The organism is Pseudomonas sp. ICMP 8385 (assembly GCF_002699915.1).
GTDB classification, from domain to species: domain Bacteria; phylum Pseudomonadota; class Gammaproteobacteria; order Pseudomonadales; family Pseudomonadaceae; genus Aquipseudomonas; species Aquipseudomonas gessardii.
Genome location: NZ_LKBY01000135.1, coordinates 162,484 through 177,406 on the forward strand (window position 1 = coordinate 162,484; position 14,923 = coordinate 177,406).

The following is a 14,923-nucleotide window of genomic DNA, read 5'->3' on the forward strand; positions in this document are numbered from 1 at the left end:
GATCGATTACCCATGTCTATGTCATCTCCCTTGCTCCGCCTGCTGCTGGTGGGCCTGTTCAGCGTCTTGCTGACACCACTGGCCAATGCCGAGGCGGCCAAGCGCCTGCGTATCGGTATCACCCTGCACCCTTACTACAGCTACGTGGCGAATATCGTCGGCGACAAGGCCGAAGTGGTGCCGCTGATTCCGGCCGGCTTCAACCCCCATGCCTACGAACCGCGCGCCGAAGATATCAAACGCATTGGCACCCTGGACGTGATCGTGCTCAATGGCGTCGGCCATGATGATTTTGCCGACCGCATGATCGCCACCAGCGAACGCCCGGACATCCCGGTGATCGAGGCCAACGCCAATGTGCCGCTGCTGGCCGCCACCGGCAACGCGGCCCGCGGCGCCGGCAAGGTGGTCAACCCGCACACCTTCCTGTCCATCAGCGCCTCCATTGCCCAGGTCAACAACATCGCCCGGGAGTTGGGCAAGCTCGACCCGGACAACGCCCGCGCCTACACCCAGAACGCCCGCGCCTACGGCAAGCGCCTGCGCCAGATGCGCGCCGACGCCCTGGCCAAGCTCACCCGCGCACCCAACGCCGACCTGCGCGTGGCCACGGTGCACGCCGCCTACGACTACCTGTTGCGTGAATTCGGCCTGGAAGTGACCGCCGTGGTCGAACCGGCCCATGGCATCGAGCCAAGCCCGAGCCAACTGAAGAAAACCATCGACCAACTGCGCGAACTGGACGTGAAAGTGATCTTCTCGGAAATGGACTTCCCGTCCTCCTACGTCGATACCATCCAGCGCGAATCAGGGGTCAAGCTGTACCCGCTGTCACATATTTCCTACGGTGAATACAGCGCCGAGAAGTACGAAGTGGAAATGACCGGCAACCTCAACACCGTGGTCCGGGCCATCCAGGAGTCGGGGGCATGACGGCAGCTGAACACCTGAGCGCGGCCAGCATCGGCCCGACGCTTGAATTCAATAACATCTCGCTGACCCTGGGCCGTACGGCGATCCTCGATAACGTCAGTTTTCAGGTGCAACCGGGCAGTATCCACGCCCTGGTCGGCCCCAACGGCGGCGGCAAGAGTTCGCTGATCAAGACGCTGCTGGGGCAAACCCCGCACCAGGGCCAACTGAGCCTGCACTGGCCGGGCACCCCCGGCACCATCGGCTACGTGCCCCAGGCCCTGGAGTTCGACCGTGGCCTGCCGATGACCGTCGATGACTTTATGGCTGCCATGTGCCAGCGGCGCCCGGCCTTTCTCGGCCTGTCCCGGCATTACGCCGGCGCGATTGGCGAGGCGCTGGCGCGCGTGGGCATGCAAGACAAGCGCAAGCGCCGCATGGGCGCGCTGTCCGGCGGCGAGCGCCAGCGGGTGCTGCTGGCCCAGGGCTTGATCCCGGCCCCACAACTGCTGGTGCTCGATGAGCCAATGTCGGCCCTCGACGAAGCCGGGATCCAGGTGTTCGAGCGCCTGCTGGGCGACTGGCGCCAGGCCGGGATCACCGTGCTGTGGATCGAACACGACCTGGAGGCCGTGGGCCGCCTGGCGGATCGCGTCACCGGCCTGAACCGCCGCGTGCTGTTCGACGCCACGCCGCAACAAGCCCTGACCCCGGAGCGCCTGCTCACGCTGTTTTCCACTCACCCACGGAGCGCAGCCCAATGAGCTACGAAGCCTTTCGCTTGATGGTCCAGGGCTGGGCCTCTTCCGGCTACCTGCCGGAAGCCCTGGCCTATGGTTTTGTGGTCAATGCCTTGCTCGCCGGCCTGCTGATCGGCCCGGTACTGGGCGGCCTGGGCACGCTGGTGGTGGTCAAGCGCTTTGCGTTTTTCTCCGAAGCCGTCGGCCATGCCGCGCTGACCGGCGTGGCCGTGGGCATTCTGCTGGGGGAACCCTACACCGGGCCTTATGGCAGCCTGTTCGGCTACTGCCTGTTGTTCGGCATCCTGCTCAACTACCTGCGCAACCGCACCGGCCTGGCCCCCGATACGCTGATCGGCGTGTTCCTCTCGGTGTCCCTGGCCCTGGGCGCGAGCCTGTTGCTGATCCTGGCGGGCAAGATCAACGTGCATATCCTGGAAAACGTGCTGTTTGGTTCGGTCCTGACCGTCAACGGCAATGACCTGCTGGTGCTGGCGGTTGTCGGCTCGTTGGTCATGGCCCTGGCGTTGCCGCTGTACAACCGCATCATGCTCGCCAGTTTCAACCCGCAACTGGCCGCCGTGCGTGGCGTGGCGGTGAAGACCCTGGACTACCTGTTCGTGATCCTCGTCACCCTGATCACGGTGGCGGCGGTCAAGGTCATCGGCGCCATCCTGGTCGGCGCGCTGCTGGTGATTCCGGCCGCGGCCGCACGCCTGCTGAGCCAGTCGCTCAAGGGGTTCTTCTGGGTCTCGGTGGTGATTGCCACGGTCAGCACCCTGTGCGGGATTCTGCTACCGATCATTTTCGACCTGCCCATCCCGTCCGGTGCCGCGATCATCCTCGTCGCCGGCATCGCCTTCGCCCTGGCCGCCATCGCGCGCGGCACGGTCCCCAGCCTGAAAGGGAATCTTGGATAATGCGCCCTGTTCTACGCCCCCTCGCCCTGGCCATCGCCTGCCTGATCAGCACCCCGCTGCTGGCGGCCGACACGGCCAAACCGCTGCCGGTGGCAGCCCAGTCCGCCAAACCGGTCAAGGTCCTGGCGGCCTTGCCCGTGACCTACGGGCTGGCCGACGCCCTGCTCAAGGGCACCCCGGTCAAGCTTGAACGCGCAGCACCGGCCAACTTGCCGGGTTCGCGCCAGACCGCCTACTTTACCGGGCGTGGCGCGCCGGCCTTGCATACCCTGGCACTGGACGCCGACGCGGCCATCGGCCTGCGTTCGCTGTGGCCGGATGACCCGTTGTACCCGGTGGCCCGGCGCAGCAATATCCGCATCGTCGAAGTGGACGCGGCCCGCCCGGTAGACGGTGGCTTGCCGGGCGTGGCCCTGCAGCCAGGCACTGTCGATGGTCTCAATAGCCAGCCGTGGCAATCGAGCAACAACCTGGGGCGCATGGCCGATGTCATGGCCGCCGACCTGAGCCGCCTGGCACCCGGCGCCAAGGCCCGAATCGACAGCAACCTGGCCAGCCTCAAGCAACGCCTGCTCAAGCTGACTGCCGACAGCGAGGCGCGCCTGGCCCAGACCGACAACCTGAGCGTGGTCAGCCTGAGCGATCATTTTGCTTATCTGGTGAGTGGGTTGAACCTGGAGTTGCTCAGCACTGATCCACGGCCGGATGCCGAGTGGTCTGCCGAGGCGCTACAAGCGCTGGCTGCCAGCCTGAAGGACAACGACGTGGCACTGGTACTGCATCATCGCCAACCGGCTGAGGCGGTGAAAGCGGCTATCAGTGCGGGGGGCTCGAAGCTGCTGGTGCTGAACACCGACGGCGCGGACCCGGTGGCGGAGCTGGAAGGGAATGTGGATCAGGTGATCAAGGCATTGGCGCCCTGAAAGCAACACAATACCCATGTGGGAGCGGGCTTGTGTGGGAGCGGGCTTGCCCTAATGCCAGTCAGTTAAGCCTTTTTGTAGGAGCGAGCTTGCTCGCTCCTACAGAAAGCAGAATCCGCTTAACTGACTGGCATTAGGGCTTGCCCGCGATAGCGGTATGTCAGTTAACAACTGTGTTGGCTGATCCACCGCCATCGCGGGCAAGCCCGCTCCCACATTTGATCTGCGCTGCTTTGAGCATTGCGTTCGCTTAACTGATCGGCATTAGGGCTTGCCCGCTCCCACACAAGCCCGCTCCCACATTTGCTTGTGTTCAGCCAGCAGCAACCTGGGCGTCCATCTTCTGGCGCAGGCTCAGCGGGCGCATATCGGTCCACACTTCTTCGATATAGGCCAGGCACTCTTTCTTCATCCCACTTTTACCCACGGTGCGCCAGCCTTCTGGCACGGCCTTGTAGTCGGGCCAGATGGAATACTGTTCTTCATGGTTGACCACTACCTGGAACAGGATGTCTTCGCGGTCAAATACTGAGGTCATTGCGGTTCTCCGTCACTTAAAGGCTGCCACGCACTGCGCGTGGCTGATGTATGTAGGAACGTACAGCGGCGCAGGAAAATTAGAGGCTGGCCACCGCCGCCGCCACCGCCCGCCCGAAGAGTTCTGCCACGCGGTCGATTTCTGCGGCGGTGATGACCAACGGCGGCAGGAAACGCACCACACTGCCATGGCGCCCACCCAGCTCCAGGATCAACCCGCGCTTGAGGCATTCGCGCTGTACCAACGGCGCCAGTTGCCGATGGACCGGCGGGTGGCCCTGGACATCGGGCGTGCCGCTCGGGTTCACCAGTTCCACACCCAGCATCAGGCCGCGCCCGCGGATATCCCCCAGGTGCGGGAAGTCCCGTTGCAGGAGGCGCAGGTGTTCAGCCAGGCGCTCACCCATGGCCGCCGCGTGGTCGGCCACCTTGTGCTCTTTGAGGTAGCGCATCACCGCCGAGCCCGCCGCCATGGCCATCTGATTGCCACGGAAGGTCCCGGCATGGGCGCCCGGCAGCCAGGTGTCGAGCCACTGGCTATACACCACCACCGCCAGCGGCAAGCTGCCGCCAATGGCTTTGGACAGCACTACCACATCAGGCACAATACCAGCATGTTCAAAGGCAAACATCTTGCCGGTGCGCCCGAAACCGCTCTGGATCTCGTCGACGATCAACGCCACCCCGGCCTGCTCGGTAATCCGCCGCAGGCCGCGCAGCCAATCGAGGTCGGCCGGGATCACACCACCTTCGCCCTGCACCACTTCAACGATCACCGCCGCCGGCAGCAACACCCCGGCCTCCGGGTCATTGAGCAGGTTCTCCAGGTAATGCAGGTTGACCTTGACCCCCTCGGCCCCACCCAGGCCGAACGGGCACCGGTAGTCGTAAGGGAATGGCAAGAATTGCACGCCATTGGCCAGCAAGGCCCCCAACGGCTTTTTCGGCCCCAGGCTGCCCATCAGGCTCAACGCGCCCTGGCTCATGCCGTGGTAACCGCCCTGGAACGACAGCACCGTGCTGCGCCCCGTAGCGGTACGCACCAGCTTCAGCGCCGCTTCCACCGCATCGGTGCCGGTGGGGCCGCAAAACTGGATCTTTGCCTCCCGCGCCAGTTCCACGGGCAACAGGCTGAACAGGTCCTGCACAAACTGATCCTTGACCGGTGTGGTCAAGTCCAGGGTATGCAGGGGCAATTCGTCCAGCAGCACCTGCTGGATCGCCTCGATCACCACCGGATGGTTATGCCCCAGGGCCAATGTCCCGGCCCCGGCCAGGCAGTCGATAAAGCTGCGACCCTCAACGTCCTCGACATAAATACCCTTGGCCCGCTTGAGCGCCAGGGGGATACGCCGCGGGTAGCTGCGGGCATTGGACTCCTGCAGGCGCTGGCGGGCCAGCAGCGGTGATTCATCGAACTGGTACAGCGTTTCCACCGGAGTCGGGCTGGCCGACACCTGCAACTCTTCAATGCGACTGGTAGCGACTGACATCTCTAGATCCCTCAATACGCGAATGATGGTGACCAAACTGCCAACCCGTTGATGTGGCGTGCACACGGGTTTCCTGTTCTGGAAACGCTTCAGCGGCGCGGGGATTTACACCAGTGCCGGCGAAAAACCGGCAAATAGCCGGTCACTCGCCGGCACTGGTGTACTTTTCATTCAACGCATAAAGAATCGCGCAGGTCTCGATATCCAGCTGCCCACGATAGTCGGCGGGCCGGAAGTGCATCTGGAAGGCCCGCACCCGCTGCTCGAACGCCTGGCGGTTTTTTGCCGGGGCGTAGCCATAGCGCTGGAAGGCCCGTTCGACCTCCACCTCCTGGGGCAACCCCAGGCGAAAGCGCCGCACATAGGCATTTTTGACCTCTTCATCGAACCAGGCGCCAATGCCGGCCTCGAACAAATCGTGCCAGGGCAAGCGTGGCCCCGGGTCACTTTTGCGCCAGAACGCCACATCCGCATGGCCGACGATATCCCTGGCACCGATCTGCGGATGACGGGCGCAAATATCGCGGATCAGGGTGATCAGCACGGCGATCTGCTCCAGGTCATAGGCCGGAAAGGTCAATACACCGCCCTCATCGCGGGCCAGGTTGACGATCTCGATGCCGATGGAACGACTGTTGACGTTATCGCGGCCCGCCCAATGGCTGGCGCCTGCATGCCAGGCCCGCTGGCGCTCGTCCACCAACTGGAACACCCGCAGTTCGTCGTAGCCGGCGTTTCGGTAGCTGGCCTCACGGGGATCGGGCAACAGGTAATGGGCACTGACACCCAGCTGCGTCAGGGTGCGCAGGGAGGAGGCAAAGGGCGCGGCGGTGTAATGCACCACCAACTGGCGCACGGCTTCGCCATTGCGCGCATTAAAATCCTTGGCGGGGTAAGTGGAATCGATGACCAACATAAGCGCTGTCCTTTTCAATACAGGCTGAGTCATTCAGCCGGCAAACCTGCAAACACAAAAATTAACGCCATCCTGAAGCGTCGGGCCTGAGGATGGCGGTAGTTATGTGTGTGCAAGCAAGGATCAGCGGCGCAACGGCATCCCCAGGTCGACCCGCAGGCCGTCGGGCTGACTGTCGAAGACCAGGGAACAGGAACAACGCTGGACAATCGCCTGCACGATGGCCAGGCCCAGGCCACAACCGCCGCTGTTGCCATTGCGCCAGAAACGCTCGGTCAGGTGCTGCAGGTCTTCGCTGGAGATCGGCGCGCCATGGTCGCGCACGCGGAACACCACTTGATGGCCCTGGGTAAACACGCTCAATTGCACCCGCGTCTCGGCCGGGGTATGGCGCAGGGCGTTATCCAACAGGTTGCGCAAGGCGGCAACTGCCAGGCCCACGGGCATTTCCACCGGGTTATCGGGCAGGTTGTCCGGCAGGACCAGGTCGATACGCCGGTTATCGCCGGCATGGGCGTCCTGGATCGCCAGGCGCGCCACTTGCTCGGCGCTGGACTGCAAACCGTCGTCAAACGACAGGCTGCCCTCGACCCGCGCCAGCAGCAGCAATTGCTCCAGGGTGCGATGCAGGCGGTCGGCGCCCTCCTCGGCATGGGCCAGGGATTGGTCGCGGGCCGCGCCGTCGGTCATACGCGCCACTTGCAGGTGGGTCTTGATCGCCGTGAGCGGGCTGCGCAGCTCGTGGGCGGCATCGCCGGTCAGCCGGCGCTCGCGCTCGATAGTCTTGGCAATGCGTTGCAACAGCTGGTTCTGGGTGTCGAGCAACGGCTTGAGTTCGCTGGGCAACGGGTGAATCTGCAAGGGCTCAAGGGAGTCGGCGCTGCGGCGCATCAAGGCGTCGCGCATGCGGTTGAGCGGCACCAGGCTCTGGCCGATCCCCAGCCACAACAGGCACAGGCAGCCGAGCAGGGCCACGCCCACCGGCACCGAGGCCGCCAGCAGGATCGACAGGTTCAACGCCTCGCGCTCTACCTGGCGATCCGCCGTGGTGATGAACAAATCGCCACGGGCCAGGGTAAAGCTACGCCAGGCGGCACCGTCGATGATCTGGTCGCGAAAGCCGCTTTGCCGGGATTCCAGGCCCTGGTCCGGGGTGTTGTGGTTACGGGCCAGGATTTCGCCACGCAATGAGCTGACCTGGCACGCCATGCCACCCGGCACATTCAGTTGCTCGGCGCCAAAACGCTTGCCCTCGCCCACGCTGGCCAGGCCCGGCATCTGCTCCATCAGCCCGGCCACCATGCGCGCCGAGGCCACCAGCCGTTGGTCCAGGGAAAACATCATCTGGTTACGCAGGTCGTTGAGCATCCAGGCCGCCGCCAGCACCCAGATCAGCACAAAAGCAGCGCCCAACTTGAAGGTCAGGCGCAGACGCAGGCTCATCACGAGGCGTCCTCTGCACCGGCCGCCGGGCCCAGGCGATAGCCCAGGCCGCGCACGGTTTCGACAATGCCGTTGCCCAGCTTGCGGCGCAGGTGGTGGATATGCACGTTCAGGGCGTTGCTTTCCAGCTCATCGTTGAAGCCGTAGACGCTGTCCTTGAGCTGCTCGCTGGACAGCACCCGGCCACGGTTGTGCAGCAGGGCCTGCAACAGGGCCTGTTCGCGACGGGACAGGTCCACGGGCTGACCGCCCAGCAGGGTTTCGCGGCTGCTGGGGTTGTAGGTCAGCTGGCCATGTTCGATCAGGTTGACGCTGCGCCCGGCCACGCGACGCAACAGGGTTTGCAGGCGCGCGGCCAGTTCGCGCAGGTCGAAGGGCTTGAGCAGGTAGTCGTCGGCACCGGCTTGCAGGCCATCGACACGGTTGGTCACCGAATCCCGCGCAGTGAGGATCAGCACCGGAATCTCCAGGCCCGCGCTGCGCTGTTGCTGCAGCAGTTTCAGGCCGTCTTCATCTGGCAGGCCGAGGTCGAGCACCATGATGTCGAACTCCGCCGCCTTGAGCATCGCCCGCGCGGCGGCGGCCGTGGCTACGCGCTCGACCGTAAAGCCCTGGGCGCCGAGACCGGCAACGATGCCACTGGCGATCAGGTCATCGTCTTCACAGACCAGTACGTGCATGCTGAACCCTTTGCAAAAATGCTGATTTAAAGGCGGGCGGATTAAGCGTGCATTATGCCGAAAAAGATGCGCGCTCCGAAAATCCCTACACTCTAGAATATAGCCCGGTTAATCATCGGTTAATCAGCACCCCACATTGTGTGCTCCACTTGCATCGAACTAAGGCTTGACCATGCGGCATCTGTTTATCTTCCTGCTGGTATTTTTCACTGGATTGGCCCAGGCCGCGCCTGGCAGCAATCCGTTCGAGACCAAAACCGAATTCCTCCCGGTGGGCAAGGCCTTCACCTTTACCTCCGAGCGCCTGGCTTCCGGTGAAACCCAGCTGTATTGGCAGATTGCCGATGGTTATTACCTGTACCAGCAACGCATGAAGTTCGAGGGCCTGGCCGAGCAACCGGTGTTGCCCCAGGGCGAGGCCCATAGCGACGAGTTCTTTGGCGAGCAACAGGTGTATCGCCAGGGCCTGGAAGTGAAGCTCCCGGCCGGCGCCACCGGCCAGGTGAAACTGGGCTGGCAGGGCTGTGCCGATGCCGGCCTGTGCTACCCGCCGCAATCGCTCACCGTGGACCTGGGCGGCAACCCCGCCGTGGCCGCCACCGCCGAGGCCCAGGATGAAAGCCTGGCCAGCGGCCTGCAACAACGCAGCCTGGGTTGGAGCCTGCTGGTGTTCTTCGGCCTGGGCCTGTTGCTGGCGTTTGCCCCATGTTCGCTGCCGATGCTGCCGATCCTGGCTGGCCTGGTGGTGGGCAGCGGTGCCAGCCCACGCCGTGGTTTTGCCATGGCCACCAGTTATGTGGTGTGCATGGCCCTGGTGTATGCCGCCCTCGGCGTGCTGGCCGCGCTGGCCGGCAGCAACCTGGCCGCGCTGCTGCAAACCCCGTGGATCCTCGGTAGCTTCGCCGCCTTGTTTGTGATCCTCTCCCTGCCAATGTTCGGTTTCTTTGAACTGCAACTGCCGGCCTTCCTGCGCGATCGCCTGGACAACGCCACCCGCCAGCAACGTGGCGGCAGCCTGGTCGGCGCCGGGGTGCTCGGCGCCTTGTCCGGCCTGCTGGTGGGCCCGTGCATGACCGCGCCCCTGGCCGGCGCCCTGCTGTATATCGCGCAAAGCGGCAATGCCCTGCACGGCGGCCTGATCCTGTTTGCCATGGGTATCGGTATCGGTGTGCCCCTGCTGTTGCTGGTGACGGTGGGCAATCGCTTCCTGCCCAAGCCGGGCAACTGGATGAATGTGCTCAAGGGCGTGTTTGGCTTCCTGTTCCTCGCGACCGCCGTGTTGATGATTCGCCCGGTCGTCGACGAAAGCCTGTGGCTCGGCTTGTGGGGCGTGCTGGCCCTGGTCATGGCCTACTGCGGCTGGAGCCTGGCCCGCGAGCACGGGCTGGTCGCCAGGGTCCTGGGTGCCGGTTCCCTGGTCCTGGGGTTGTGGGGCGCGATCCTGGTGATCGGCGCCGCCGGTGGTAGCGATGATCTCTATCAGCCGCTCAAGGTTTTCGGCGGCTCGCCGGTCGCTGGCGCGCCGAGCGCCCATGACAGCTTTATCACCGTCAACGATCCGATAGCCCTGCAAGCCCAGCTCGACAGCGCCAAGGCCCAGGGCCAATGGGTGTTGCTGGACTACTACGCCGACTGGTGCGTATCGTGCAAGATCATGGAAAAACAGGTGTTCGGCAAAGCCGAAGTGCTGGACGCCCTGAAGAACGTGCGCCTGCTGCGCCTGGACGTCACCGCCGACAACGCCGCCAGCCGCGAACTGCTGGGCCGTTACAAAGTCCCCGGCCCACCGAGCTTTGTGTGGATCGGCCCGGACGGTGAAGAGCGCCGCGCCCAACGCATCACTGGCGAAGTGGATGCCGCCGCCTTCCTGCAACGCTGGACCCAGACCCGGGACGCGCGCTGATGCTGACCTTGACCATCGGCACCTTCGCCATCGCCTTGAACCACCTGCTGCTGATCAGTGCGCTGATCCTCGCCACCCTGGTGGGCTGGCGCGTGGCCAAACGAGGCGGCGAGAACCCCGAATCCGTGCTGTTCAGCCTGTTCCTGCTGGGCATGCTCAGTGCGCGTATCGGTTTTGTGCTGATGTACTGGTCGTACTACCGCGACGACCCGCTGCAGATCGTCGACCTGCGCGACGGCGGTTTCCTGGCCTGGCCTGGGGTGATCGTGCTGATCATCGCCGCCCTGCTGTGGAGCTGGCGCCGCCCGGCCCTGCGCAAGCCGCTCACGGCCGGTGTGGTCAGCGGCCTGGCCTTCTGGGCGCTGGCCAGTTTCTCGTTGAATATCTACGAAAAAGGCACGCGCCTGCCGGATATCGCCCTGCGCAATGCCGATGGCGAAACCGTGCAACTGGCCGACTACCAGGGCGGCCCACTGGTGATCAACCTGTGGGCCACCTGGTGCCCACCCTGCCGACGGGAAATGCCGGTGCTGGAAAACGCCCAGAAACAACGGCCGGATGTGACCTTTCTGTTCGTCAACCAGGCCGAAAGCATGCAAAGCGTCAGCACCTACCTGGCCACCCAGGGCCTGAACCTGGACAACGTGCTGTTCGACGCCAGCGGCCGCCTGGGCCAGGCCGTGGGCTCCATGGCCCTGCCCACCACCCTCTTCTATCAAGCCGATGGCCGGCTGATCAACAGCCACCTGGGCGAGCTGTCCCAGGCCAGCCTGGCCCGCGCCATGGAATCTTTCGCCCCCACGGACTCGACTGCCGCCAAGACGGCCCCTGCAAGGAAACCCTTATGCCCCACCTCCGCCACCTGCTGACCCTACTGCCCCTGACCCTCGCCGCCAGCCTCGCCCATGCCGAAGAATGGCCGGCACCGATCAAACAGATCGAAGCCAAGGGTGCCAAGATCATCGGTAGCTTCGACGCACCGGGCGGGCTCAAGGGCTATGCCGCGCAATACCAGAACCGCGGCATGGCGCTGTACCTGACCGCCGACGGCCAGCACGTGCTGGCCGGCAACCTGTACGACGCCAAGGGCAATGACCTGAGCACCGCGCCCCTGGAAAAGCTGGTCTACGCGCCGATGGCCAAGGAAATCTGGGCCAAGATGGAGCAAAGCAGCTGGATCCAGGACGGCGATAAAAATGCGCCGCGCACCGTCTACCTGTTCAGCGACCCCAACTGCCCGTACTGCAATATGTTCTGGGAACAGGCGCGGCCTTGGGTCAAGGCCGGCAAGGTGCAATTGCGCCACATCATGGTGGGGATTATCCGCGAGGACAGCCCGGGCAAATCGGCGGCGCTGCTGGCCAGCAACGATACGGCCAAGGCCCTGGAAGAACATGAGTCGGCGGGTAAAGCCAGCAAGCTCAAGGCACTGAACAAGATCCCCGCCCAGATCCAGGCCAAGCTCGATGCCAATATGAAGCTGATGGAGGAGCTGGAGTTGTCGGCCACCCCGGCGATTTTCTATCTGGATGACAAGGGTCAGTTGCAGCAACAGCAAGGGGCGCCGTCGCCGGACAAGTTGGGGAAAATCCTTGGCAGCAAATAATTGCCCGTTAAAAGACAGGCCCTGCTAGCAGGGCCATGTCTCAGTAAAAGAGAAGGTACTCCCCCACTGGTTCAACGGAAGGAGCACCGGTTTCAAGCCCCCCAAAAAGTGAAAAAGTCTATATACGCATGATCTGATGCCCTGACGATCATTGACGTAATGCTACTGTCAGCAGGCGCCGTAAAATCAATCCAGTGATTTTGCTGATCATTATCCGAAGGTGCCGGGGGGAGGTAACGTGAACCAATGCTCCTACCGGTCTTATCGTAAAACACAATGTCAACCGGATGCTGTTGCCATGTGTAGGCAAATTTGACTCTTTGGCTAGCCAATTTGAAATCAACCCGTATGCGCTGCTCGGGAACCTGGTTAGAGCTATTGCTACAAACCACTAACGCCGGGCCATCCAACATGCCGGGGGTGGTCCACGCGTAGAACTCAATACCGGATGTCCCCCCAGACCCCGGTAATAGTGTGATCGTCATTGTTGCAATATCAACGCTTTGACCTGCGGAAATTTTGCGATTGGGCTGCCCGGTGAAGTTTTCATAACGTATTTCTGGCTCCATGCGCACACTCAGGATCAAGGCGGGGAACACCACCGCCGCACTTTCCTGATTGCTCCCATCAGCAGTGACTTTGCAGGTAAAGGTCAAGGTGCTGAAATTCTTCAATAGCTCAAGCTCGATTCGTTTCAAGGCTTGCCGCAAGCCGGCAGTGACCTCGCCTGCCGTCACCTCTTTGCCCAGGTAAATATTGAAGAGGTAAGGGCTGCCATCCTTACGCGTCCCGATACCCCGCAGCCACACCTTCTGACCTGGCAAGATAAACCACCAGGGCTCAACCCTGATGTCCGCATCCCCGGTAAAGGTGCGCAAATCCAGGATGCCATTGGTCGCCTGTGGCACCACCGGCGTCGGCAAACGCACCGGCACACTGATCTGCAAATCAAGGTCCGCAGAAGTCGCCACTTTGCACAGGCTGGTGACGGTGTAGTGGATCTTTACCGTCTTGCCGCTCCCATGGATCACCGCTTCCCGAGGTATATGGAAGTCCACGTATTGCGGGTCGTTATTGCCTGGCTTGGACATCAGCGGCAGGCATGTACCGTCCGAGCGTTTCCAGCACACGCTGATCCCATGGCTGGCACTCATGCGCTCATACGCTACCCGTACCGTCACACCCTCCCGGCCGTTGTACACCGTCAGTTGGGAACCCACCGCTTCGCGCACCGTTGGGGCGTTGAGCACCAGGTCTTCCTGGACAACCTCCAGGCTCAACACGGGGAATGTCTGCGCACTGCCCCGGTCCAACCGGCCGTTGAAATTCACCGCAAAATGCACCTGGAGATCACTGCAATCGGCCAGTGCCTGCAACGCCAGGCGCGGCAGCTGCGCACTGACGCCACTGGCCAGCCACTCTTCGGTGACCGGTTCACCTTCCAATACCTCAAAGCGGTAGGGGCTGCCATCTTCCTCCTCGCCTGTGATCCACATCCAGCACGCTTGCCCCAAGGCCATATAGTCCCATACCACCACCAAGGCAGTGGCATCGCCGCTAAACGTATTGAGGTCCAAAACATTACCGGTTGATTGCTCCACCCTTGGCGTCGGCAAGCCACTGAGACCTAAAACCTCGACCTCCCTCGCAGGCGATTGCCACTCACTGCCATCGCAGCGCATCACGCGGTAGGCCAGCAGAATGGGCTGGTTGAAATTGGCACTGATGGCAGAAGGCGGCACCCAAAACTCAAGACTGGCCTCATCCGCCACCTGCTGACACTCCAACACTGGCGAACCCGACCCTGGCGTGCCGATAACCGTTGGGCACACCCGGTCCCCTGGACACATAAACTCGTAGGCCACCTGAAGATGTGCGCCGTCTACTGTGTTCACCGGGTTGAGTACCCAGCCGTCGGCGCCGCAGTCCACGGACTCGACCAGATGGGGCGCGGTCAGTGCCAGATGGGGTTCGGTGAGCAACGTCGTAACAAGGCCCGGAAACCCAATGTAAGTAGGATTCGGACCCGTACTGGGGCGAAACGCTACATAAAAATACGCATACAGTTCACTGCCATGCTTGAGCGCTGCCAGATCGGCTCGAGGCAGAGCCCTACTCCAGCCATTACGCACTTCGTCCGCCGTGACCGCCTCGTTACGGTAGTAAGTACGCCTGAATCGCGAACCGTCGATATATTCCCCAGCAACATAAAGCTCGACCACATTGGTCGTGGCGATAAATGCCCAAGGCTCGACATGGATAACCGGGTCATCGCAGCACAGTAGAGCCAGATCCAGAACGTCCTTGTGCATGCCTAAAAAGAGTGGGGAAGGTGCATTCGAGGGCCGATCAATGACAACTGCCCCTGCCGCCGAAGGGGGATACGCCTGGCCATCTACCGTTACGATGTAAGAGAACGAGATGGGGGCAATGCTGATGTTTATCCCCACGTATTGCGCAGGAATCACAAAATCGACACACCCGGCCTCGACTCCATCCTGAGCGCTGACAGGAGCGTACTCCCCACCAGAGATAGGCCAACGGACCGTAATCCGGTGACGCGGAGTCATCTCCTCATAGCGGACCCGAATGGTAGCTCCCGCCACCAATTTCAGCGAATCGACTTTCAGTGCGCCCTCAGCCTCAACGAGGATGGGGGCAGGCAGCTCAAGAGGTGGCAATGTACCTGACATAATGAAAACTCCTTTTCAATGGCCGTTTTGCCAGAGGCTTAAGCCTTACGCCCCATTGGCACTGGCCTAGCAAACGCCCAAAAAAAGTAATTTTCTACTGTCAGAATTCACAGTTTGCATGGAAAAGTGGCGCCGCTGCCTGCTCAGCACAGCAGCC

General features: G+C 62.6%; 13 protein-coding genes. 7 read left to right on the forward strand and 6 right to left on the reverse strand.

Annotated features, from left to right (window positions below):
• The first annotated feature begins 12 nt into the window (after positions 1 to 12).
• The 4 genes from AO268_RS27455 to AO268_RS27470 are packed head-to-tail and all read left to right on the forward strand — an operon-like array spanning position 13 to position 3,495.
• Complete coding sequence (locus AO268_RS27455; protein WP_099170450.1) at positions 13 to 933, forward strand: metal ABC transporter substrate-binding protein; 921 nt, start codon at positions 13 to 15, stop codon at positions 931 to 933.
• The gene (locus tag AO268_RS27460) at positions 930 to 1,676 is read left to right on the forward strand and encodes a metal ABC transporter ATP-binding protein (protein ID WP_099170451.1); all 747 of its coding nucleotides are present in this window, start codon (positions 930 to 932) and stop codon (positions 1,674 to 1,676) included. The genes AO268_RS27455 and AO268_RS27460 overlap by 4 nt, the downstream gene beginning before the upstream one ends.
• Positions 1,673 to 2,572 carry a metal ABC transporter permease gene (locus AO268_RS27465; RefSeq protein ID WP_076963770.1) on the forward strand — a complete coding sequence of 300 codons (900 nt, stop codon included), beginning with the start codon at positions 1,673 to 1,675 and terminating at the stop codon, positions 2,570 to 2,572. The genes AO268_RS27460 and AO268_RS27465 overlap by 4 nt, the downstream gene beginning before the upstream one ends.
• Positions 2,572 to 3,495 carry a metal ABC transporter solute-binding protein, Zn/Mn family gene (locus AO268_RS27470; protein ID WP_099170452.1) on the forward strand — a complete coding sequence of 308 codons (924 nt, stop codon included), beginning with the start codon at positions 2,572 to 2,574 and terminating at the stop codon, positions 3,493 to 3,495. Before AO268_RS27465 ends, AO268_RS27470 begins: the two co-directional genes overlap by 1 nt.
• A 313-nt stretch (positions 3,496 to 3,808) precedes the next feature.
• On the opposite strand, the gene AO268_RS27475 is transcribed toward AO268_RS27470, so the two are convergent.
• The 5 genes from AO268_RS27475 to AO268_RS27495 form a co-directional block, all read right to left on the reverse strand.
• Positions 3,809 to 4,033, reverse strand: a complete 225-nt coding sequence (locus AO268_RS27475; RefSeq protein WP_076963772.1) for an MbtH family protein — start codon at positions 4,031 to 4,033, stop codon at positions 3,809 to 3,811.
• Between the two features lie 79 nt (positions 4,034 to 4,112).
• Positions 4,113 to 5,525 carry an aspartate aminotransferase family protein gene (locus AO268_RS27480; RefSeq protein WP_099170453.1) on the reverse strand — a complete coding sequence of 471 codons (1,413 nt, stop codon included), beginning with the start codon at positions 5,523 to 5,525 and terminating at the stop codon, positions 4,113 to 4,115.
• A gap of 142 nt (positions 5,526 to 5,667) precedes the next feature.
• Positions 5,668 to 6,441: an N-acetylmuramoyl-L-alanine amidase gene (locus AO268_RS27485; RefSeq protein ID WP_076963774.1), complete on the reverse strand. Its 774-nt coding sequence runs from the start codon at positions 6,439 to 6,441 to the stop codon at positions 5,668 to 5,670.
• Between the two features lie 123 nt (positions 6,442 to 6,564).
• Positions 6,565 to 7,884 (reverse strand): ATP-binding protein, encoded by a 1,320-nt coding sequence (locus AO268_RS27490; protein WP_099170454.1) that lies wholly within the window; start codon positions 7,882 to 7,884, stop codon positions 6,565 to 6,567.
• Positions 7,884 to 8,564 carry a response regulator gene (locus tag AO268_RS27495; protein WP_076963776.1) on the reverse strand — a complete coding sequence of 227 codons (681 nt, stop codon included), beginning with the start codon at positions 8,562 to 8,564 and terminating at the stop codon, positions 7,884 to 7,886. The genes AO268_RS27490 and AO268_RS27495 overlap by 1 nt, the downstream gene beginning before the upstream one ends.
• A gap of 172 nt (positions 8,565 to 8,736) precedes the next feature.
• Between AO268_RS27495 and dsbD the strand changes: the two genes are divergently transcribed.
• From dsbD to dsbG, 3 genes are read left to right on the forward strand one after another with little or no spacing between them, the layout of a single operon-like run.
• On the forward strand, positions 8,737 to 10,467 hold the full coding sequence (gene dsbD / locus AO268_RS27500) for a protein-disulfide reductase DsbD (protein ID WP_076963777.1): 1,731 nt from the start codon (positions 8,737 to 8,739) through the stop codon (positions 10,465 to 10,467).
• Positions 10,467 to 11,336, forward strand: coding sequence for a TlpA disulfide reductase family protein (locus AO268_RS27505; protein WP_076963778.1), 870 nt, complete (start codon positions 10,467 to 10,469; stop codon positions 11,334 to 11,336). Before dsbD ends, AO268_RS27505 begins: the two co-directional genes overlap by 1 nt.
• Entirely contained in the window at positions 11,312 to 12,073 is a 762-nt protein-coding gene (dsbG, locus tag AO268_RS27510) for a thiol:disulfide interchange protein DsbG (protein WP_076963779.1), read from the forward strand. Before AO268_RS27505 ends, dsbG begins: the two co-directional genes overlap by 25 nt.
• A 92-nt stretch (positions 12,074 to 12,165) precedes the next feature.
• Here dsbG and AO268_RS27515 read toward each other — a convergent pair whose 3' ends face one another.
• A complete protein-coding gene (locus AO268_RS27515) occupies positions 12,166 to 14,766 on the reverse strand; it encodes a hypothetical protein (RefSeq protein WP_099170455.1) in 2,601 nt (866 codons plus the stop codon).
• Positions 14,767 to 14,923: the final 157 nt, after the last annotated feature.